At 47.5% G+C, this 21,890-nt stretch carries 23 protein-coding genes and 1 riboswitch; of the genes, 13 read left to right on the top strand and 10 right to left on the bottom strand.

Annotated features, from left to right (window positions below; genetic code table 11):
* Positions 1 to 38: 38 nt before the first annotated feature.
* A riboswitch (purine riboswitch) is annotated at positions 39 to 140 on the bottom strand.
* Positions 141 to 266: 126 nt separating this feature from the next.
* The 7 genes from KNO90_RS11535 to KNO90_RS11505 all read left to right on the top strand — a co-directional run bounded on the left by KNO90_RS11535 (position 267) and on the right by KNO90_RS11505 (position 6,791).
* A complete protein-coding gene (locus KNO90_RS11535) occupies positions 267 to 875 on the top strand; it encodes an NAD(P)-dependent oxidoreductase (RefSeq protein WP_214742606.1) in 609 nt (202 codons plus the stop codon).
* 60 nt (positions 876 to 935) lie between these two features.
* Positions 936 to 2,489: an ABC-F family ATP-binding cassette domain-containing protein gene (locus KNO90_RS11530; protein WP_015880457.1), complete on the top strand. Its 1,554-nt coding sequence runs from the start codon at positions 936 to 938 to the stop codon at positions 2,487 to 2,489.
* 20 nt (positions 2,490 to 2,509) lie between these two features.
* Positions 2,510 to 3,637: a DUF418 domain-containing protein gene (locus KNO90_RS11525; RefSeq protein WP_215113644.1), complete on the top strand. Its 1,128-nt coding sequence runs from the start codon at positions 2,510 to 2,512 to the stop codon at positions 3,635 to 3,637.
* A gap of 102 nt (positions 3,638 to 3,739) precedes the next feature.
* Positions 3,740 to 4,744: an ABC transporter ATP-binding protein gene (locus KNO90_RS11520; RefSeq protein ID WP_215113643.1), complete on the top strand. Its 1,005-nt coding sequence runs from the start codon at positions 3,740 to 3,742 to the stop codon at positions 4,742 to 4,744.
* Complete coding sequence (locus tag KNO90_RS11515) at positions 4,741 to 5,535, top strand: ABC transporter permease (RefSeq protein WP_215113642.1); 795 nt, start codon at positions 4,741 to 4,743, stop codon at positions 5,533 to 5,535. The genes KNO90_RS11520 and KNO90_RS11515 overlap by 4 nt, the downstream gene beginning before the upstream one ends.
* Positions 5,532 to 6,323 carry an ABC transporter permease gene (locus KNO90_RS11510; protein WP_215113641.1) on the top strand — a complete coding sequence of 264 codons (792 nt, stop codon included), beginning with the start codon at positions 5,532 to 5,534 and terminating at the stop codon, positions 6,321 to 6,323. The genes KNO90_RS11515 and KNO90_RS11510 overlap by 4 nt, the downstream gene beginning before the upstream one ends.
* Positions 6,324 to 6,341: 18 nt before the next feature.
* Positions 6,342 to 6,791, top strand: coding sequence for a GNAT family N-acetyltransferase (locus KNO90_RS11505; RefSeq protein WP_215113640.1), 450 nt, complete (start codon positions 6,342 to 6,344; stop codon positions 6,789 to 6,791).
* A gap of 38 nt (positions 6,792 to 6,829) precedes the next feature.
* Here KNO90_RS11505 and KNO90_RS11500 read toward each other — a convergent pair whose 3' ends face one another.
* From KNO90_RS11500 to KNO90_RS11485, 5 genes are all read right to left on the bottom strand, one after another.
* Complete coding sequence (locus KNO90_RS11500) at positions 6,830 to 7,759, bottom strand: manganese-dependent inorganic pyrophosphatase (protein WP_214778428.1); 930 nt, start codon at positions 7,757 to 7,759, stop codon at positions 6,830 to 6,832.
* A gap of 93 nt (positions 7,760 to 7,852) precedes the next feature.
* Complete coding sequence (locus KNO90_RS14800) at positions 7,853 to 7,981, bottom strand: hypothetical protein (RefSeq protein WP_285800741.1); 129 nt, start codon at positions 7,979 to 7,981, stop codon at positions 7,853 to 7,855.
* Positions 7,982 to 8,078: 97 nt separating this feature from the next.
* A complete protein-coding gene (locus KNO90_RS11495; RefSeq protein ID WP_074034990.1) occupies positions 8,079 to 8,360 on the bottom strand; it encodes a HesB/YadR/YfhF family protein in 282 nt (93 codons plus the stop codon).
* 67 nt (positions 8,361 to 8,427) lie between these two features.
* Entirely contained in the window at positions 8,428 to 9,387 is a 960-nt protein-coding gene (locus tag KNO90_RS11490) for a LacI family DNA-binding transcriptional regulator (RefSeq protein WP_215113639.1), read from the bottom strand.
* 10 nt (positions 9,388 to 9,397) lie between these two features.
* Positions 9,398 to 9,631, bottom strand: coding sequence for a hypothetical protein (locus tag KNO90_RS11485; protein WP_214742599.1), 234 nt, complete (start codon positions 9,629 to 9,631; stop codon positions 9,398 to 9,400).
* A 247-nt stretch (positions 9,632 to 9,878) separates the two neighbouring features.
* Between KNO90_RS11485 and KNO90_RS11480 the strand changes: the two genes are divergently transcribed.
* Entirely contained in the window at positions 9,879 to 11,162 is a 1,284-nt protein-coding gene (locus KNO90_RS11480; RefSeq protein WP_215113690.1) for an NCS2 family permease, read from the top strand.
* 134 nt (positions 11,163 to 11,296) lie between these two features.
* On the opposite strand, the gene KNO90_RS11475 is transcribed toward KNO90_RS11480, so the two are convergent.
* A complete protein-coding gene (locus KNO90_RS11475) occupies positions 11,297 to 12,328 on the bottom strand; it encodes a DUF4097 family beta strand repeat-containing protein (RefSeq protein WP_214742598.1) in 1,032 nt (343 codons plus the stop codon).
* A complete protein-coding gene (locus KNO90_RS11470) occupies positions 12,325 to 12,645 on the bottom strand; it encodes a PadR family transcriptional regulator (RefSeq protein WP_214742597.1) in 321 nt (106 codons plus the stop codon). The genes KNO90_RS11475 and KNO90_RS11470 overlap by 4 nt, the downstream gene beginning before the upstream one ends.
* A 189-nt stretch (positions 12,646 to 12,834) precedes the next feature.
* Here KNO90_RS11470 and KNO90_RS11465 point away from each other — a divergent pair, with 189 nt between their 5' ends.
* A complete protein-coding gene (locus tag KNO90_RS11465; RefSeq protein WP_214742596.1) occupies positions 12,835 to 14,790 on the top strand; it encodes an ATP-binding protein in 1,956 nt (651 codons plus the stop codon).
* Positions 14,791 to 14,823: 33 nt separating this feature from the next.
* On the opposite strand, the gene KNO90_RS11460 is transcribed toward KNO90_RS11465, so the two are convergent.
* The gene (locus tag KNO90_RS11460; protein WP_214742595.1) at positions 14,824 to 15,621 is read right to left on the bottom strand and encodes a glucose 1-dehydrogenase; all 798 of its coding nucleotides are present in this window, start codon (positions 15,619 to 15,621) and stop codon (positions 14,824 to 14,826) included.
* Positions 15,622 to 15,810: 189 nt separating this feature from the next.
* Between KNO90_RS11460 and KNO90_RS11455 the strand changes: the two genes are divergently transcribed.
* Positions 15,811 to 17,133, top strand: a complete 1,323-nt coding sequence (locus KNO90_RS11455; RefSeq protein WP_214742593.1) for a hemolysin family protein — start codon at positions 15,811 to 15,813, stop codon at positions 17,131 to 17,133.
* Positions 17,134 to 17,332: 199 nt separating this feature from the next.
* Positions 17,333 to 18,325, top strand: a complete 993-nt coding sequence (locus tag KNO90_RS11450; RefSeq protein ID WP_214742592.1) for a 5'-3' exonuclease — start codon at positions 17,333 to 17,335, stop codon at positions 18,323 to 18,325.
* 14 nt (positions 18,326 to 18,339) lie between these two features.
* On the opposite strand, the gene KNO90_RS11445 is transcribed toward KNO90_RS11450, so the two are convergent.
* Positions 18,340 to 19,143 (bottom strand): VOC family protein, encoded by an 804-nt coding sequence (locus KNO90_RS11445; RefSeq protein WP_214742590.1) that lies wholly within the window; start codon positions 19,141 to 19,143, stop codon positions 18,340 to 18,342.
* A 104-nt stretch (positions 19,144 to 19,247) separates the two neighbouring features.
* Between KNO90_RS11445 and KNO90_RS11440 the strand changes: the two genes are divergently transcribed.
* Both KNO90_RS11440 and KNO90_RS11435 read left to right on the top strand, forming a co-directional pair.
* Positions 19,248 to 19,574, top strand: coding sequence for a winged helix-turn-helix transcriptional regulator (locus KNO90_RS11440; RefSeq protein ID WP_015880434.1), 327 nt, complete (start codon positions 19,248 to 19,250; stop codon positions 19,572 to 19,574).
* A 63-nt stretch (positions 19,575 to 19,637) separates the two neighbouring features.
* Positions 19,638 to 20,645 (top strand): S66 family peptidase, encoded by a 1,008-nt coding sequence (locus KNO90_RS11435; protein WP_215113638.1) that lies wholly within the window; start codon positions 19,638 to 19,640, stop codon positions 20,643 to 20,645.
* 4 nt (positions 20,646 to 20,649) lie between these two features.
* On the opposite strand, the gene KNO90_RS11430 is transcribed toward KNO90_RS11435, so the two are convergent.
* Positions 20,650 to 21,870 carry a helix-turn-helix domain-containing protein gene (locus KNO90_RS11430; protein ID WP_214742587.1) on the bottom strand — a complete coding sequence of 407 codons (1,221 nt, stop codon included), beginning with the start codon at positions 21,868 to 21,870 and terminating at the stop codon, positions 20,650 to 20,652.
* Positions 21,871 to 21,890 lie beyond the last annotated feature (20 nt).

Genomic DNA, 21,890 nt, shown 5'->3' with positions numbered 1-21,890 from the left:
CATCGGGAGGCAACGAACCGCATGGGAATCAACGACAGCATACGACAAGCGCCACCCGTAGTCGAACCATTTACGGTAGTTCGGTAGAGACTTGCGGACCATATTTCCGCTGATATACGAGTGCGAATCTATTTTTCTAAGATAGACCTTATTGTAGACGAGCTGAAGAGAAATGCAATAGGTTGGAATCAAACGGTGAAATGTTCGATTTTTCTGAAACTGCTGTATACTGTAGATACTGGATATGAGAGAGGAGCCCTGCCCTTATGAAGTTATTCGTATTAGGCGCAACCGGTCGGACCGGACATCAATTCATCGATCAAGCCATCGAGCACGGTCATGACGTCACCGCGTTCGTTCGTGAACAGAAAAAGTTGATTCGAACCCCACAACTTGAAATCATCGAAGGCGACTTATATGACATCGATGCATTGACGGAAGCAATGCATGGTCACGATGCGGTTGTCAGCTGTCTCGGTACGGATTTAAGCGACCCGGACTTTTTAGCGAGTGTCACAGACAAACTCGTCCCGGCGATGAAAGCGAACAACATCTCACGTATCATCTATCTCGCTTCAGCGGGAATCGACAATGAAATTCCGGGACTTGCGGGGAAAGCCATTACGTTCATGCTGCGGAAACCGCTCCGCGATCATCGGGCAGCCGTGGACTTATGGCGAAATTCGTCATTCGACTATACCATCGTACGACCGATGCAATTGACGGATGGTCCTCGCACCTCGACTTATCGCATGGCCATCGATGAAGTGCCAGAGAACGGGAAACACATCTCACGGGCAGACGTCGCTCAGTTCATGCTTCATGCGATTGAAGAACAAGAACACGTACGGGAGTCGGTCGGACTGGCGTACTAATTTAATCGGATTCATGCTACAATATCGGGTAGTTTACTTTGAAAGGAACGAAAACGAATTATGAGTATATTAACGGTACAAAACTTGAGCCACGGCTTTGGTGACCGCGCTATTTTGAACGATGTCTCTTTCCGCCTCTTAAAAGGGGAACACATCGGTCTCGTCGGAGCGAACGGTGAAGGAAAATCGACGTTCATGAACATCATCACACGCAAACTGCAACCGGATGAAGGGAAAATCGAATGGGCGAAAAACGTCCGTGTCGGTTACCTCGATCAACATGCGGTGCTCGAGCGCGGGATGACGATTCGCGACGTCTTGAAAGGTGCTTTCCAATACCTGATCGACATGGAGACGCGCATCGGCGAACTCTACATGGAGATGGGCGACGCGACACCGGAACAGATGGAAGACATGCTCGCGGAGGTCGGTGAGCTTCAAGAGACGCTCGACTCGAACGACTTTTACATCATCGATGCGAAAGTAGAAGAAGTCGCACGCGGTCTCGGTATTCTAGACGTCGGTCTCGACCGTGACGTCACGGACTTGTCAGGTGGACAGCGTACGAAAGTATTGCTCGCGAAGTTGCTTTTAGAGAAGCCAGATATCTTGCTCCTCGATGAGCCGACCAACTATTTGGATGAAGTGCATATCGAGTGGTTGAAACGCTATCTCCAAAACTATGACAATGCCTTCATCTTGATCTCACACGATATCCCGTTCTTAAATAGCGTCATCAACTTGGTCTACCATATGGAAAACCAAGAGTTGAACCGCTACGTCGGGGACTATGACAAGTTCATGGAAGTGTACGAGATGAAGCGTTCGCAACTTGAAGCCGCCTATAAGCGTCAGCAAGCCGAAATCGCGGATTTGAAAGACTTCGTTGCCCGAAACAAAGCGCGTGTGTCGACACGAAACATGGCGATGTCACGTCAGAAGAAACTAGATAAGATGGATGTCATCGAATTGAGTGCGGAACGTCCGAAACCAGAATTCCGCTTCTTGCAGGCACGTACATCGGGGCGCCTCATCTTTGATGCGAAAGGTCTCGTCATCGGATACGATGAGCCACTCTCACGTCCGCTCGACCTTCAGATGGAGCGCGGTCAAAAGATTGCCCTCGTCGGAGCGAACGGAATCGGGAAGACGACGCTCTTGAAGAGCTTACTCGGCTTGATCAACCCGCTTGAAGGAACAGTCGAACGTGGTGAGTTCCTCGAAATGGGTTACTTCGAACAGGAAGCCGCATCAAGCAACAACACGTGTATCGAAGAGATTTGGAGCGAATTCCCGTCACTCAACCAACAGCAGGTGCGCGCGATGCTCGCGAAATGCGGTCTCATGACGAAGCACATTGAAAGTAAAATCTCTGTCCTCAGTGGTGGAGAAAAGGCGAAAGTACGCCTGTGTAAACTCTTAAACAACGAAACGAACTTACTCTTACTCGATGAGCCGACGAACCACTTGGACGTCGACGCGAAGGAAGAGTTGAAGCGTGCGTTGAAAGAGTACAAAGGAAGCGTCCTCCTCATCAGTCACGAACCAGAATTCTATGAGGATATCGTCACAGACGTCTGGAACTGTGAATCGTGGACGACGAAAGTATTCTAATTCAGTAAAGGACGTGTCGTATGGCTGGCCCAATTCAAACGAATGAACGGATTATCTTGTATGACATTATCCGAGGGTTTGCCCTCTGCGGCATTTTCCTCGTCAATATCCCGAGTATGCTCGGGAGCGACTGGATGTTTGGTCGTCCCGACTATTACGGGAGCGACCTGTTCGTCCGCACACTCTTCGATTTGTTCGTGCAGACGAAGTTTTATACGATTTTCTCCCTCTTATTCGGGATCGGCTTTTCGATTTTCCTCGAGCGTTCTTACGCTCGTGGCGAATCGGTCAGTCGTTACATACGCCGGATTTTGATTCTCTTCTTGTTCGGTCTGGCACACCTGGCGATTTGGTCAGGCGATATCCTCCATACGTACGCCATGTGGGGCTTATTGCTTCCCCTCTTTTACGGATTGAGCAACCGCGCCATTCTGGCGTGGGCGTGGAGTTTATTGATTGGAAGTTTCTTCTTATTTTATGGATCATCTGCACTTGTGGAATGGGCAAATGGCGGTGACTTCAATAGTGGCGCTCCATTTCCGACACCATATAATATGGGATTCGGCATTTGGTTCGACTACCGTCTACAAATTGAAATATTCGCTGCTATGTCGAATTCACTTCTTGTAGGTATTGAGATTCTTAGCTTGTTCTTGTTCGGTCTTTATATCGGACGAGAACGAAAACTTCTCACATGGTCGATTCAAGGATTGACTCGTACTGCGACCATTTGTGTCCTCTTCACTCTGCCATTTTTCGGGGTCATCATCTGGCATCATTATGGTCAAGGCGAGGCCTATTACTGGGTGAATCTTGTTGCTGTTCTCGTCTCCGGAAAACTGCTCGCTACAACGTACATCTGCCTGTTCACCATCGCCGTTCGAAAAGGTCGTACGTTCGCCCCGCTTCAAGCGCTCGGACGAATGGCACTCACGAACTATCTGACACATACGTTGATCATTGTCTTGCCAGTGATCGCACTCGGGGCGTACGGGGCGCTTTCCTTAACCGAAGGTCTATTCCTCAGCATCGGAATTTTGATTGTCCAGGCGTTCTTCTCGATGTGGTGGCTGAAGAGTCACCGCTATGGACCGTTTGAGAAACTATGGCGTCTCGGAACGTACGGGCGACAAACAAAATCATCGTAAGATCGGACTTCATCGTCCGGTCTTTTTTTGTACAGGTAGGAAATCCCAGATTCACATGCTATTCTGATGAAGGAAAACGCTTGCATGAATGAGGAGGAACGTATGTCACAGTCAGCTATCGAGGTCCACGATCTCGTGAAACACTATCAAATTTTAGAACGTGATGCCGGCTTAAAAGGCGCCATCAAGGCTTTGTTTTCAAGAAAGTATCGCATTAAAGAAGCCGTGAAAGGAATCGACTTGTCCATCGCTCCAGGCGAACGCGTCGGATACATCGGCTTCAACGGTGCTGGAAAATCGACAACGATCAAAATGCTCGCCGGCGTCCTTCGTCCGGATGCTGGATCCGTCCGTGTCTTCGGCATCGATCCACACGAGGACCGGATTCAAAACGCTCGCCAAATCGGAGCAGTCTTCGGTCAGCGAAAACAGTTGTTTTGGGATATTCCGGTCCGGGAGTCATTCGACTTGCTTCGGGAAATCTATGAAGTGCCGCGTCCAGAGTTCGAGGAGACCGTTGCCTGGTTCATCGAGCAACTCCAGCTAGAACCTCTGCTCGACGTACCAGTCCGTCAGTTATCTCTCGGACAAAAAATGCGCTGTGAGCTCGCTGCCGCTTTCTTACACCGTCCCCGTGTGGTGTATTTGGATGAGCCGACAATCGGTCTCGATATTGATATCAAAGAGACGATTCGGGCTTTCATTCGGGAAATCAGTGATGCTTGGGGCACGACGGTCATTTTGACGACACACGATATGCAGGACATCGAGGAAGTGTGTGATCGGGTCATCGTCCTCGATGAGGGACGCATCATTTATGACGACCGCATCGAGACGCTCAAACAGACGTTCAACAATGAACGGACGCTTGAAATCACACTCGACGAAGGAACGACATTTACCATTCCGCCGTCGGTGACAGGACTCGTCACGGAACTCGCTTCAGAGACAGATACCATTCAACTGGCATTCAACCATCATGAGATTTCAAGCGGACAATTGATTCGTGAAATCGTGAACTGCAATCAAGTGAAAGACTTATCCGTTGTCGTACCGAAAATGGAGACGTTGATTCGAAACCTGTATCAACCTGAGGTGAGCGCATGAGGCTTCAAAAATATGTAGCGCTCGCCGCCTCACAAATTAAAGTCGATATGGCTTATACAGCCTGGTACTGGGCAAGTATGTTCTCGGTGACGATGCGCCTGTTCATCTTATATTTCTTTTGGCAGGCCGTCTATGAGAATAAAACCGACGTGTCAGGCATCTCGCTCTCGATGATGTTGACGTATGCCGTACTTGCAACGATGCTCGATCAATTCCGAGGAGGCGCCGGACGTGAACTCGCGCATCTCATCAAACATGGCGGGGTCGCCGTCGAACTACTTCGCCCCTATCATTTACTGGATAAATTACTCGCTCAAGACATCGGGACAAAAACATCGACCTTTTTCCGTTCGACGCTACCGCTTCTTGTCATCGCCATGCTGTTTATCGGCGTTGACCCACCGACGTCAATTGAAAGTGCCTTCGCCTTCTCAATCAGTGTCGTGCTCGCGATCCTCCTTGCGACACTGATTGATTTGCTCGTTGGGGTGTTGTCCTTTTATACGGTGAACGTGTGGGGACTTTCTGTCTTACAGGAGGCAATCATTACGATTATGTCCGGGGCAATCATCCCGCTCACCCTATTCCCGGATTGGTTCCAGACAATCAGCTTGTATTTACCGTTCGCCTCACTCGTCTATGTGCCAGTTGCCATCTATACAGGTGGGATCGATGCATCTGCTATATGGTCGTCGATTTTGATTCAACTCGCATGGGTCGGGGCCTTCTTTGTTTTTGTAAGACTTCTATTCGCGTATGCGGTTCGGAAAGTGACGGTGTTTGGCGGATGAAACGATATGCGAAACTGTATTGGCTCTATGCCAAAAATCATTTCAAAGTGATGATGGAATATCGGATGGACTTCTTGATTGGCGTGTTATCGGTCTTCGGTCAACAATTTGCCGCGCTCTTCTTTTTATCGATCGTCTTCCAACACATCGAATCGCTGAACGGCTGGGGCTTTTACGAGATTTTGTTCATCTATGGCATCGCGTTTTTAGGTCGAGCCGTCCATCATATCTTTTTTGATAATCTTTGGACGATCGGCTGGCAATACATCCGTACAGGGAACTTGGACCGTATTCTCATGCGTCCCGTGAATCCGCTGTTCCAAATCGTCGCCGAACGGGTTCAACAAGACGGGTTCGGTCAACTCTTGATTGGGGGGAGCGTACTATGGCTCGCCTCGAATGAGCTCGGAATGACATGGAGTGTGATGGACGTGATCGTTCTTCTCGTCATGGTTCTCGCGAGCGGAATGATTTATATCGCGGTCAACTTATTCTTTGCGACGTTCTCTTTTTGGATGATTGATAGTCTACCGGTTGTGTTCGCTGTATTCAGTTTGAGTGATTTTGCTCGATATCCGATGACCATCTATTCGAAAGTCATCATGTTCGTATTGACGTATATCATCCCATTTGGCTTTACAGCATTTTATCCGGCGATGTATTTCTTTGAAGGACGTGGGTTCACCATGTTTGCACTAGCGACCCCGCTTGTCGCAACCCTCTCACTCGTCATCGCCTATCGGTTTTGGTTATATGGACTGCGCGCTTTTGCAAGTACAGGATCGTAATGAAGAAAGGGTGAGGGGATGAAGATTGTTCAACAGTGGAATCAGGAAGATCGCGAATATATTCGACAGCGTTTGATTGAATATAACGCATCACAATTGCCGGATGAAGTGAAGCACCCCATCGAACACGTGAGTTTCATCGTTCGGGACGATGACAATCAGATTGTCGGGGGTGTAACCGGGACGGTATTTTGGTACTCGATGCATATTCATTTCTTATGGGTGGACGAACAGCTTCGAGGAGAGGGATATGGAACAGAGTTGATGACGCGTATCGAACAGTGTGCCATCGAGCATCAATGCCATCTCATTCAACTCGACACGTTCAGCTTTCAGGCACCTGACTTTTATATCGGACTCGGTTATGAAGTCGTTGGAGTAATCGAGAACCATCCGACAACAGAGCATAAACAATATTATTTGAAAAAGACTCTTCTTCAACAAAACGAAAAAACTGCAGACGAGTAATCGTCTGCAGTTCCGCTCGAGGCATTCGCTTCGAGTTTTTATTTTGTTGCCGCTTCCGTTAAAACAGGTACGATTTGCTTCTTACGCGAGACGACGCCCGGAAGTGTCGCTAATCCGTTTTGAAGCGTGACGTTGAACGCTTGTTCGAAGAGTTCTGGTTTTGGTCCGACGACGATGGCTTCCGAATCGTTCGTCAAAATATTCGTGATGGCAAATACGAACAAGTCTAAGTTTTTCGCTGCAACCGTGTTGGCGATTGCGGCTTCGACTTCCTCTTTACGGTTCAAGACATCGTTCGCATCGACCGTGTTCACTTGCGCGATTTCAACACGATAGTCGCCCATTGCGAATTCTTTCGCATCGAGTGAGATGAGTTCTTCAATCGTTTTTTGGCTAAGGTCCGCCCCGGCTTTGAGCATCTCAAGCCCGTATGCTTCTGCATCGACGCCTGCGATCTCAGCGAGTTCTTTCGCGGCTTTGACGTCTTCATCCGTGCATGTCGGTGATTTAAAGAGAAGTGAGTCCGAGATGATAGCTGAAAGCATCAAACCGGCCATATCCGCTGCGATTTCGACACCATGCTCTTTATACAACTTCAACAAAATCGTCGCCGTACAGCCGACTGGCTCTGCACGATAGTAGAGTGGGTCTGCCGTTTGGAAGTTTGCGATGCGGTGGTGGTCGATGACTTCAAGGATTCGCACGTCCTCGATACCATCCGCACTTTGTTGGAACTCGTTATGGTCGACCAAGATGACTTCTTCGGTCTCACCTTTCACGCTTTCAATCAAGCGTGGTGCTTTTACACGGAAGTGATCGAGCGCATATTGTGTTTCCCCGTTCACTTCACCGAGACGAACTGCCTCTGCGTCCATTCCTAATTTCTTTTTCAACTCGGCATAGGCGAGCGCTGACGTGATTGTGTCGGTATCTGGATTTTTATGTCCGAAGACTAGTACTGTACTCATATCTCATTCTCCTCACTAAATAGTTTTCCCTTATCCATTATAACGTCCACGGCATTTCTTTCAATTCCCAAACAAAAAGAGCCGTGTCGGCTCTTATGATTGTTCGTCTTCATCTGTCTCTTCGAGGTCGGAGTGATCTCCTTTTGAATCTTCTTCATGGGAGATGTCCGGTTGATCTCGTTTCAACTTTTCTTCTTGCTCACGCTTTTCTTTGTCTGACATATCGTGTCATCCTTTCGAAAATCCGACTTGTCGTAATCTGTTCCCCAAGCCAGATTTCGTCAAACGACATTTCATTAAACGTAAACAAACTGAAACGTCAGGCCTGCACGAAGACGATTTCTTCTCCGCGAAGTTCGACTTTCACGTCTTGTCCTTGGAACAACCACTCATCTTGTTCCGCCACGACGAAACGAATGCCGTCTTCTTCGGTCTCAACAGCCGCATTGTTCACGTCTTCCGTGATGACCCCAACGGAGAAACCGTGCGTCAAGTCTGTCGAACCCCCATATTTTGCAAACAAACGAACCGTTTGGCCCGCTTCGACTTCCATTTCTTCTTTAAACCATTGGAGCGCTTCTTCTGTTACTTGAATCTTCATAACATCTCCTCCTCTCGACTACTCCTTTCATTCTAAACGTTTCAAAAGAGTCGAGCGAGGATGTTGCCTAAAGTGTCATCCCCGCTTGGTAGCTGACAGTCATTCCGTGAATCTCTGGGATGGCTCCATTCATCTCAGCGAGCGTCGTTTCAAACAGGCGACGACCAATCTGTTCATTCGGAGAAAGCATCGTTGATAGTCCGAATGCCTGACCGATCGGATGTCCGTCAAACCCGAGCATGGCGACTTCCTCAGGAATCTTGATGTCTCGCCGTTGCATCTCTCCTAAAAATCCGAGAGCGACATAATCAGACGAGAAAAAGAGCGCTCGAGGACGCTCTTTTTGAGAGAGGAACGTTTCAGCTAACCGAATACCGTCCTCACTCGTCAAATAGCCGGTCCAAATCCATTGCTCACGCGCATGCGCTACTTCATCGAAATAGGCTTGCTGACGCGCAAGGGAACTTGGACTATGGCTTCTTGACAAGATAATTCCAATCTCTTCATATCCGTGTTCCTGTAACACACGAATACCTGATACGAACGACGCGTAATGATCGACATGGATCGACGAGATTGTCTCCGGTGCGCCGACGGTTGCCACAGCAATCGGTCCGTACGCACGATATGTCTCCATTTCTTTAAAAGACATCTCGTGAGACAAGACAATTGCCCCATCGACTTCACGATGTTTCAATAAATCGAGCGCTTGTCGTTCCTCGCTCAACTTATACTCCGTCTGCCACATGACGAGCCGGTAATCGTGCTCGAGCGCCGCCTTGGCAAGCCCATTGACGAAGAAACCGTAATACGGATGATCCATATAAGGTAGGATGACGACGATTCGTTGCGTCTTCCCTGTCGACAACGTCAGTGCCTGTTGATTTCGCAAATACCCGAGCTCTTTCATCGCTTCGTGGACACGGGTACGTTTTTCTTTCGATACGTACGGATGCTCGTTCAAGACGCGCGAAACCGTCGTCACCGAAACGTCAGCGTGCTTTGCGATATCTCGAATGTTTGCCATTCGTCTCACCTCAACTTGTCAGTCTTTGCATATAGTGTACCCACTCTGCTTGCTGACTGTCACCTCTTTCGATGACTTGACAACGAATCGCTTGAACGAGACGGAAGCGCTCTTCTAACGGCAGATGAAGAAACTCTTCACGGAAACGGGTACACAACATTTTTCCAAACGGTGTATACAACTGATTGATGACGAGCTCGTATACGATTCCACTGCACCATGTCTTCCACGTTGTCGGTTTCATATCGGTTCCCCTCCCTTTGTCTATACCGTATCTTCTGAAACGCGTTTCAGAGCAAGCATCTTTTTTTAAAAAAGTTTATTTCCGAACATTATTTGTCTTCAGCTTTCATTTTTCATGTTTTTTACTCAAAACAATTGACGGGAATCAAACATTTTTGTATAGTCATCAAGTTGATAACGTTAGTTTAAACATTTTTTCTCAATTAATGTTCGGAAATAGACCGAAATAAGGAGTTATATCGATGAATATTTTTCAATTGAAACAACATGGTACGAATGTTAAACAGGAAGTGACTGCTGGGATCACAACGTTCGTGACGATGGCGTACATCTCTGTCGTCAACCCAGCGATTCTATCTGACGCAGGAATTCCGTTCGCACAAGCATTCACGGCGACAATCATTGCCATCCTCATCGGGACTGGCTTGATGGCGTTTTATGCGAACTTACCGATCGCTGTAGCACCCGGGATGGGGCTCAACGCATTCTTCGCTTACACGCTCGTCGCTCAAGAACAGATTGCCCCGTCCGCCGCACTCGGCGTCGTCTTCGTCTCGTCCGTCTTCTTTTTAATCTTGTCGCTCTCTCCGATTCGGACGAAGTTGATTCAAGCGATTCCGACATCGTTGAAGCATGCCATCACGACCGGAATCGGTCTGTTCATCGCTTCACTCGGATTAAAACTATCAGGCTTAATCGTTGCGGATGAAGCAAACTTGGTGCGTCTCGGTGACGTGTCTTCTCCAGAAGTACTACTTGTACTCGGTGGTTTGATTGTCTCGGCACTTCTCTTCTCACGAAACGTACCCGGTTCTTTACTCATCGGGATGGTACTCACTGGGATTGCGGCGTACTTCATGGACATCTTACAAATCGATGGTGTCACGGCGATGCCGACGCTTCCCGAGGGACTCATGGTCAACCCTGTGACGGCATTTAGTGATGTCATTCAATACGGATTGTTCGGGGCCGTCCTCTCGTTCTTCCTCGTCACATTGTTCGATACGACAGGTACGCTTGTCGGTGTCGGAAAACAGGCAGGTCTCTTAAAGGAAGACGGAACGATTGAAAATGGTCACCGTGCACTCTTTGCCGATTCGCTTGCTACAATGGGTGGATCACTCGTCGGAACAAGCCCGTCTACGGCATACATCGAGTCTGCTGCCGGTGTCGCGCAAGGTGGACGTACAGGTCTCACGACGGCCGTCGTCGCTGGGTTATTCGGATTGACACTCTTCTTCAGCCCACTTATCGGCGCCATCTCTGGCGTTGCGGCGATTACGGCTCCTGCACTCATCATCGTCGGGGCACTCATGTTGACGAACGTCCGGTATATCGACTGGAGTGACTTTAGCGAATACTTCCCGGCGTTCATGACGATTTTGATCATGCCTTTGTCAGGAAGCATCGAACGGGGAATCGCCTTCGGCTTCATCTTGTACCCAATCTTCAAAGCGATGAACAAAGAGACGGTTCACCCGCTCATCTATTTGTTCGGCGCACTCTTCATCTTGGAAATGTTCTTCCTATAAATTAGACAGAAGATCCTTGTCATATGACGAGGATCTTTTTCTGTTGTACGTCCTTCATACCCGTTCGAGTCGCCTATGTGTTGGTGCATGACCTATAAATAAAGTCCCACCATCAATCGATGGTGGGACTTTATTTATCCTGATACCGTGACGCTCCCGTTTGAGCTTGTCAACTTCACTTCAATCGATCCGTCTCCAAATACGCATTCTTTCGAACGCTCCCCGAATACATTGACTTTCCCGTTTCGCGACTTCGCTCGGATTGTAACATCGTCCGGACGCTCATCGACTTGTAAGTCAATCTTCCCGTTGTTCGTTTTCAACCGAATTGGTGATTGAATCGATTGAACACTACAGTCAATTCGTCCGTTAGAGGTTTTGGCATCGATGGCTCCCTCGACATGATTGACATCGATTCGACCGTTCGAAGAATGGATGTTGATCCGCTCGAGTCGAGAATGTTTCGCTTCGACGCGACCATTTGAGGAATGGAGCTCCCAGTCGTGACCGTTGCAGCTCGATGCGACCACTTTTCCGTTCGAAGTGCGCAGGACACCCTGCTTCGCTTGAATCTGATGCGCGACGATTCGACCGTTCTCACTCTCCACATGGAATCGTTCCGCTTGGAGATCTTGTACATCACTCGAACCATGACGATTCTTCAACTGAATCTGATGATAGGCGTGATGTGGTAATTCCACTCGAAGTACTGGTGCCTTCGACCCAAACCATGAGAACAGGTCCGAAAGACCGAAACGACGTTCGGATTCAATGCGAATCTCCAACGTATCCCCAACGATATCCATCACGACCCCATGATCGGTCTCTGTTTCAAGCGTCGCATAAGCGTATCCGTCTTGTGAAGGAGTGACGAACACCTGCGCATGTTGAACTTGAACGAGGACACTTTGAAAAGCTACGGCCGAACTTTTCACAACCGCCGGAGGTCGTGTCGATACTGACTCTTCAAAGTCTACAGAGGCAAGTAATTCCGATGCGAGTACGCTCGGTTCCCCTAACTCACGTGCCATTTCTTCGTCACTTCTTCCTTCTAATCGACCGCTCGTGAAATATTCAGACACATCCCTTAATATATCGAGCCGATCTTTCACCTTCACGTTCATCAATAGTTGTTCGAGCTCTAACAAGTACTGTTCTTCATTCATCTGTCGTCTCCCCCTCGAATTAAGTCATTGACACCGTTCGTAAATACATCCCATTCCGTTCGCAAGTCAGACAAGTGCTCGCGGCCCTGTTCCGTAATTTGATAATACTTCCGTGGAGGGCCTTCCCCGGATTCCATTAAATATGTCGTGAAATAACCCTCTGTCGTCAATCGACGCAACAACGGATAGACCGCACCTTCTGAAATCGCCACTTTGGCCGAAATCGCCTGGACGAGCTCATACCCATAGCGGTCTTGTTCCGCAACGAGTGCTAACACACACAGATTGAGCACACCTTTTTTGAATTGAGGATTCATCATCCCACCCCCTATTATACATAGAACAATAGCATACTATCCACTACTGTTCAATGACCAATAGTGTTCATTACCTTGATTTCTCAATATCTAGCATCTGAAGAGTTGAATCTGTACAATGAAAGAACGACACACGTAGAATATTAGTCACAGTCGGAATGTTCAACATTCTAGGAAGGAACGGTCTTTATGAAGTCATGGATTGACCAACGGATCGGGAGACAATTTTTATTCGTCTTCTATTTATTCATCGGACTGATCCTCCTCACGTCGCTTGCCGTATATGTGTATACGGAAAACCAAATCGAACAGACGACGTCATCGCTTGAGAACATCAGTGAACGGCGCACAAATGCGACCGAATTGTTCGAGACATGGCAGTCGATGCAATATGAAATGCGCGGTTATGTCCTCCTTGGGGACGATGCGATGTTAGAACGTGTGCAAGATAAACAAGTCTTGATTGACGAACAGACGACTTGGTTCGAACAGAACGCAGTGACCGAAAAAGAAAAAACATACGCGAGCGATGCGCGTACACTGTTTGTCGCGTATCAGGAACGTGTCATGCCAAGCCTTGAACGTTATGTAGCAGGAAAACGGGACGGTAGTGTAACCGAGCCCTTTTTAAAGATGCCAACGCTCGGTAAGGTGAACCCTCAAAAAGAGCCACCGGCAGATCGTAAATTCAAAATCAATTCGAAAAGTGCTGCGGATATGAGCGCGAGCATCGTCGACATGGAGAGCGTCTTCACGGAATACCGGAACTCACTGAACGCAGAAGAGGATGCACTCCGTGCTCAACTTGCGACACATACGAAATGGGCACAGGCGCTCTGGCTCCTTTCTTTACTCGGGGTGCTCTTCATTCTCTTCATCGTCGCTCGACCTTACGTCAGACGCTTAACGGGTCAACTCCAGGAATTGATTGAAAACAGTAAACGTCTTGCCGGAGAGCGACAACCCGTCGCGACAGCTACCGTTCAATCTAAAAATGAAGTCGGGCAATTGACGACCTCTTTCCGTCAGATGGCTTCCTCTCTCACGACACAGCGTCATCGAATCGAGGAAGAACGCGAGAAGACAGCACGGCTCCTTCACTCCATCCGTGATGCCGTCATCTACGTCGAACATGCGACAAGCGAAAAATTAGCGAACCAAGCGCTCTTCGTGTTGTTCAATCAGCCGATTACGAAACGAAATGAAGTCGATTTATATCGTTTGGATGCAAGTCTCGAAGAGCTTGGATTACAAGTTGACCAAAAGGATGCCTTTTTCGCGTTCATGGAACGATCATTCGATGGACAATGTAAAGAAGAGAGCGTCACGTTCTCAATGAATCAGGAAGAACGTTTCATTCAAATGTATGCGGAAAAAATTTACTTGAGAGGGACGCGTCACGGGACGATGCTCGTTTTCCGTGATGTGACACACGAAACAGAAGTCGACCGTTTGAAAACTGAGCTCGTTTCGACCGTTTCTCACGAACTCCGTACTCCGCTCACGAGTATCATTGGATTCACCGAGCTTCTCCGTTTCCGAAAGCTTTCAGCTGAACGTTCCGAAAAATATTTAGGGATGATTCATCAAGAAACACTGCGTCTCGAAGACCTGATTTCAAACTTACTCGATGTACAGCGGATGGAATCTGGAAAACAAACGTACCACAATGAGCCGGAACGCCTGTCTGATATTTTGGAACAGGCCATCACAGTGCATCGAGGATCAAGTCAACATCATCATATTTCGTTTGATTGTCAGGAAGATTTGTATGTATTTGGGGACCGGTCGCGACTCAATCAACTGTTCATGAATTTGCTCCATAATGCCGTGAAATATTCTCCTAATGGCGGAGAAATCAACGTCCGCATCTCATGTGAGCAACCGGATTGGATTGATATTTCGATTGAAGATCATGGCATCGGGATTCCCCAAACTGCACTCTCGAAGTTGTTTGACAAGTTCTATCGCGTTGACAACTCTGCCAGTCGTAAAATCGGAGGGACCGGTCTCGGGCTTGCGATTTGTAAAGAGATTGCAGAAGGTCACGGTGGAACGATTCACGCGACATCGAGTATTGGAAAAGGCTCTACTTTCACCGTCCGTCTCCCTAAAATGGATATGACCAATCAAATGAGTAGCTAAACGAAAAGAGGGTGCATCAGCGCACCCTCTTGTTTATTGGACTTTGTTCTCTGGGCCGAATGACGGATAAAGCGAAAGTCCGCCATCCGCAAAGATCGTCGTCCCCGTCACATAGGACGATTCATCCGATGCGAGCCAAGCAGCGACGGCTGCGATTTGTTCCGGCTTCCCGATGACGTGAGATGGGATGAGCGCTTCTAACCCCTTCTTCTCTTCCGGGTCGCTCATCGTCTCTTCGTTAATCGGCGTATCAATCGCCCCAGGTGCGATCGCATTCACACGAATGTGATTCGGTGCATATTCGAGAGCGACTGATTTCGTAAACATTTTTACGCCGCCCTTACTTGCTGCGTAATGTGTGTAACCAGGACGTGGAATGACTTCGTGAACAGAAGACATGTTGATGATATTGCCTTCAATTTTGTTCTCAACGAAGTACTTCAAGGCAGCCCGGACACCAAGGAACGTTCCGTTCAAGTTGACGTCGATAATTTTTTTCCAATTATCGAACTCCATCTCATGTGTTTTCGCTTCGACTTGTACACCGGCATTGTTGACGAAGATATCCATCTTCCCAAACTCAGAGATGGCTTTCTCGATCATCTTCTCGGCGAGTCCTTCTTCAGAAACGTCCCCTTTTACGGCGACAGCCTTCCCACCACCCGCCTCGATGCCACGGATGACTTCTTCCATCTCTTTTTCACTGCTACGATAGTTCAGGACGACGTTCATCCCTTCTTTCGCGTAGCGTTCCCCAATCGCACGTCCAAGTCCCTTCGAACTTCCTGTGATGACCGCGACCTTTCCTTTTAACTCTGGATAGTTTGCCATATCAATTCCTCCTTCATCTTCTCGGATTTAGTTCCCGCATTCCCCTCTTCATCAAACATGTTTGACTGCATTTTGAATAATTCAAACAAATCAACTATACTGAAACAAACTATTCGTTTTCAGGAAACGCCTGAAAGACGTTTGATCTTATACTCAATGGAGGTGACTCCCCGATTTTTGGGGGAATTGTTGGACAGTCCCATGTTACTCAGCTTACTCGTCGTTGCGCTTTTAATCTTTCTGACTGCTTTTTTTGTAGCAGCCGAATTTTCAATTGTGAAAGTGCGTAGCGCTAGACTCGATCAGCTCGTGCTCGAAGGAAATAAGAAAGCGGTCAGCGCAAAAAAAGTCATCGAGAATATCGACGACTCGCTCTCTGCCTCACAGTTTGGCATTACACTGTCCGCACTAGGTCTCGGGTGGATTGGTGCCGATCAAATCGAAACGTACGTTCACACGTTGGTCGAACAGTTGAATATTTCACAATCACTCGTGACGTTCTTATCGTTCCTGATTGCGTTTCTCGTCATCGCGTTCGTTCACGTCGTTATCGGAGAATTGGTACCGAAAACGCTCGCCGTTCATGAAGCGGAAAAATTAACGCTCCTCGTTGCACGTCCGCTTTACGTGTTCACGAAACTTTTCTATCCGTTCATCCGTGCCTTGAACAGCATGGCTCGACTCACACTCCGTCTATTCGGTGTTCAGACGACTGCGCAGGAAACGGCACATTCCGAGGAAGAGTTAAAAATCATCATGACAGAAAGCTTCCGTAGTGGTGAAATCAACGAAAATGAGTTGGCCTATGTACAAAACATCTTCTCGTTTGACGAGCGCATCGCCAAAGATGCCATGGTTCCACGGATGAACATGGTCACGATCGATGAAGAAGATACGATTGAAGAGATTATTTCAGTTGTCGAAGAGCACCAATATACACGCTATCCGGTCACACGAGATGGCGACCGTGACGACGTGCTCGGATTTGTGAATGCAAAGCAACTCTTTACCGCGCAACTTTCAAAAAATGATGCACCGTTTGAGTCATTCATTCATCAATTGCCACTCGTTACCGAGTTCACGCCGCTTCAAGAAGCGATGGTGAAGATGCAAAACGCACAGACAATGATGTGTCTCGTCATCGATGAGTACGGGGGAACTGCTGGCCTCTTAACGATTGAAGACATCCTGGAAGAAATCGTCGGTGAGATTCGCGATGAGTTCGACCGAGATGAACAAGCAGAAATTACGGAAATTGCTCCGAAACATTATCGTCTCTCTGGACTTGTGTTAACACAAGAACTCGAGGAACGATTTGGAATCGAAATCGAAGACGATGTCGATACAGTTGGTGGATTTGTCTTATCGCAAAAAGCGAACGCTCGGACGGGCGAACGCTTCCTCTTACCTGGCGACCATGAATTGATTGTCAGTGAAGTTGATAACCACCGAATCGTCTTCGTCGACCTGATTTTGGCCTCACGTGAAGAGGAAGAGCCTCTCTCAGAATAAGGTTTCTATTAAACCCTTCTCTTTGATTTGGAGAAGGGTTTTTCATGTGTGAACCGAACTGTCGCTATATTTTCGCCTCTTGCCGTGATATACTGCACATATGTTGCTTATTTGAGTGTCACGCACTCAATGACACAACATCACCGTAACATGGCGAAATGTTCGGTTTAAACAGAAAGAAATAGAAAGAAGGTTACGCATGGAACGCAAACTATTTTTGATTGACGGTAACTCCATGCTGGCCAGTGCTTATTATGGTGCCGCCGCGAGCCGAACGAAAAAAGGACGCGAGGTATCCAAAAACGATCGGAGTGCCGTCATCGGAATGACCGGCCTCATTCGGACGATTCTACGCAGACATCGTCCAACTCATTTTGTCGTCGTCTGGGACGTCTCACGTGAAACATTATGGCGTCGAGAGTTATACCCGGGCTATAAACGCCGCAGACGCCAAACACCGCCTGAATTGAAAGCGCAGATGGAACTCATGCGCCAACTACTTGAGGATAGTGGCATTCCACAATTCCAAGTAGAGGGATATGAAGGGGAAGATTTGATTGCCCACATCGCACGTAAATTCAGTTGCAGTGCCCCTGTGGTCATCATGACAAAAGACAAAGACTTGTTACAGCTTGTCAGTCCACGAATCACCGTTTGGTTACAGACACAGGAGCTTCAGCAAATGCAGGCTCGCTGTGACATTCGTGATAACCGTCCGTTGCCGCTCAAGCGTCATTTAGAAATTCGACCAGAAGAGATTGCGGCGTTATACGAAGGATTGAAACCGAAGCAATTGTCAGCCGTCAAAGCGTTGACAGGAGACCGTTCTGACGGGATTCCTCCAGTTGCAGGACTCGACGAAAGCCAATCGGTTCAACTCATCAAGCGATTCGGTTCGCTCGATAAGCTGTATTCTGCCTTGAGTATCAAGGGTGACAAACGACAACAAGTAAATGAAACGATCGCGGCACTGACGTCAGAGGAGGTGCCCCGTAACTTGAGACGAACACGCAAAAAAGCAGAGCGCAACATGGAGCTCGTTCGTCTTGATGTCACGGTGCCGGCACTTGACCACTTGAAACTAGCTCATCTCGAGCTCAGTCTCAACCCAAAACGAGTCGAGCAAGCGTATCAAAAACGCGGACTTCGTCTCTCGTTTAACGCAAGTCAGAAGAAAACATCCGCACGTTAAAAAGAACGGACGCCTCAAGCGTCCGTTCTTTTAATATGCACCGTAATCCCATCTTCATCTGTCAATGACCATTCAGAAGACGTCCCTCCTAATGCCTGATTCGTCTCCTCATTGACGAGCAGCGTCCATGCCTCGATTCCAGCTTCCGCTCCGAGAGTTTCACTCGAACGGGCCCACACGTTCGTCCCAATGTGATGATGATAGCCATCTGCCGCAAGGAACAGCGCGCCTGGATAAGAATCCGTCGTGATAGAAAAACCGAGTCGATCATGATAGAAGCGTTTCGCCGCTTCGATGGACCGGACTTTAAAATGGACATGTCCCATGATCGTACCAATCGGTAAGCCATTGAACGGTCGATTGCTCGCCTCTTGAAGCATCGATTCATAGTCAACCGGTTCAGTCGCCATTTTCACATGACCGTTTGCTTCATACGACCATTGTTCTTTCGGACGATCGGCGTACAGCTCAATCCCGTTTCCTTCCGGATCATTTAAGTAGAACGCCTCACTCACTAAATGATCGCCTTGTCCGACTTCGATGCGCTGCTCAATGAGATGCGCCAATATACTTCCTAACTCCACGCGACTCGGCAAGAGAATCGCTAAGTGAAACAATCCAGCCGCACGCGGATTTGTCTTCGCCTGAGGGACACTGTGCAAGATGACAAGTGAACGCTCCTTCGTTCCGAGCGTAACCCATTCTTCGGCTTCTTCTAAAACGCTCATCCCAATCACATTTACATAAAATCGTGTCATTTGTGCGATATCTCGGACACGTAACATCACCGGTCCTAATTCAATATTCTCAATTTTCATTTCATCACCTCACCTTCACTATACCCGCTCGGCTCACATTGCAGAAGTAGGCACAAAAAGGTGGTATAGTTACCTCAACGATACTATTAGAAAGGAAGAGCAATGTGACCAATATAACAAGCTGCGAAGTCGATACGGCTCTCGAGCTGATCACAGGAAAATGGAAACACTCCATCCTCCTCGTTCTGATTAATGGAGATACGTTACGCTTCAGTGAGTTGAAGCGAGCGTTACCGAAAATCAGTCAAAAGATATTGACCGCGCAACTCCGCGACTTAGAAGAACAAGATATTGTCATCCGAACCGTCTATCCAGAAGTCCCTCCCCGCGTCGATTATCGCTTAAGTGAGTATGGAAAAACACTGATCCCGATTCTCGAAGCGATGAACGAATGGGGAATGCGTCATGCCGAACGGATGCGCTCCAACTAGTTGTCCACATGTGGATAACCTGCTTCTTTTACCGTACACATCACTTATCCACAGGAGGTCGTCATGATTCGTTATCCACAATTGACCGGGCATCACGTCGGTGTCACCGCCCCTTCGTCGGGCATACCAGAAGAACTACACCGTTTATTGCATCAAGCGGAACAGAAGTTTTCCAATCGAGGATTTACGCTACAGTTCACTCCGAATGCGTGGAAACAACAATTCGGGAAGTCCGCCCCGGCTCGGGTACGCGCCCACGAACTGTCACATCTCTTGCAGGACGATACTGTCGATTTGATCATTCCGCCTTGGGGTGGAGAACTTTTAATGGAAATCCTCAATCAAATCGATTGGCAGTCCTTACCCGCAAAATGGATGCTCGGTTACTCGGATACGAGTTTATTGCTCTTCGTCTATACGCTAAAAACCGGAATCGCCTCGGCACACGGTCCGAATTTAGTCGACTTGCGTGCGGATATGTGGGACGAGACGAGTTCACGCTGGCTCGATGTCCTCTCGACCCGCGTAGATGAGACGGTCATCCAACGCTCATCGGAGAAATTCCAAAAAGAATGGCAATACGACAATCCGACGCCACATCTGTTTCATTTGACGGAAACGACTGAATGGAAAGCCGTCGGTGGTCAACACGCGACTGGTCGATTGCTCGGTGGATGTCTCGATGTGCTCTTACATACAATCGGGACGCCATATGGAGACGTCAAGACGTTCCAGCGCGAACATCTGAATGATGAACCGATTCTTTGGTATTTTGAAAATGCTGAGCTAAACGTTCCGGCATTAAAAAGGACCCTCCTTCAAATGAAGTGGGCCGGTTGGTTCGATCATACGTCTGGTATTCTGTTCGGAAGGAGTGACGCCCCATCTATCCATCAAGACTATACGGCCGAGATGGTGTATGAGGAGCTCCATCACATGCTCGGAGTTCCTATCTTTTTCGATATCGACTGCGGACACGTTCCCCCGCAGATGACGCTCGTCAATGGGGCACACGCTTCTGTGCAAGTCGAGCATGGCAAAGGGACATTGATTCAAACGTTCAAGGGCTGATCCGTCAGCCCTTGATTTTAATAAGTAACTCCGTTAAGTTTTGGTGATAGTACCCTTCAGGGAATTGATCAATAAGCGCTTCAATCTCCTCTAACCATTGACTCCCACATCCGTAAAGGGTACCAAGTAACAGTCCTTCTAAATAAATGGCTTGATCAATCAAACTATGCTTCAGCTGCCATTCATTTCTTCTCTCCCACAATTCATTTAAGAATACATCTGCTTTTCCGATATCACCTTTCATCGCATAATACACTCCTTTGAACATTTCAAGAGGAGTAATGAAGCGTTTTTCTTCGTTCATCAACACATAACGTTCTTCTTTATGCAAGATATCTTCGATAATATTTAGTTGAACCCCCATCAAATCCACATTATTCTGCTTCATCGCCACTAAACCTTCTGTAAACGCCAACCTCATTTTAGAAGAATCATCTTCGGTAAAATCAACATACTGCCGAGCTTTCATGATTGCTTTCTGAATCAATTCGTTCTCTTTTCGATATAGTGCGCAAATGACGAGAGCTCGATATACATCATCTGCTCGATAATAAGTTCGTGTCTGTTTCATATAATTTAACGCTTCTTCTAAATATTGAATAGCGCGAGACAACTGAGCGTTATAAAGTAACTCTTTAAAAACGAGCAACATATAAAATTCGATACGTGTTTTTGTTTTCATCGCTTGAGAATCGAGCTGTTCAATCAATTCTATTTTTTCACTCGCTTCATCAAATCGATCCCAATGCATTAAATAGTATGCTTGACCGATTCGAGTCATTGCAATTTCATCTTTTTCTCCTAATCTTTCAAATAACTCAATCGCGCGATCATAATAATTTAATACTAAATCACGATTATCATTCGTCAAAATCGCATCACCATAAAAAACATACGCACGTCCCAACCAAATTGATTGCATGTCATTATCAAGAAACGGTTCTAAACGCTCGATAATATCTTTATTGTCCCATTTCATAAAACCCATATCTGCATATTCAATTTCCTCTACAAGTTCTTGTAGTTCAGACTCTCTAGGGTCTTTGAGCAAAAACTGTACTGAGACATCCAGTCGATTGGCGAGTTCTCGCAAACTGCGCATCGATGCCTCCGCTTTTCCATTCTCAATCATACTAAGCATTGATTTCGTGACAATGCCTTCCGCCAACTGTGTTTGAGTCATTTTTTTCTGTTTTCGCAATGTTTTAATGCGCTCTCCAATCATATGACACCCCTAAAAGTTAA

This window comes from Exiguobacterium sp. s63 (genome assembly GCF_018617335.1).
Lineage (GTDB): Bacteria > Bacillota > Bacilli > Exiguobacteriales > Exiguobacteriaceae > Exiguobacterium.
This window is presented reverse-complemented; position numbering and strand designations above follow the sequence as displayed.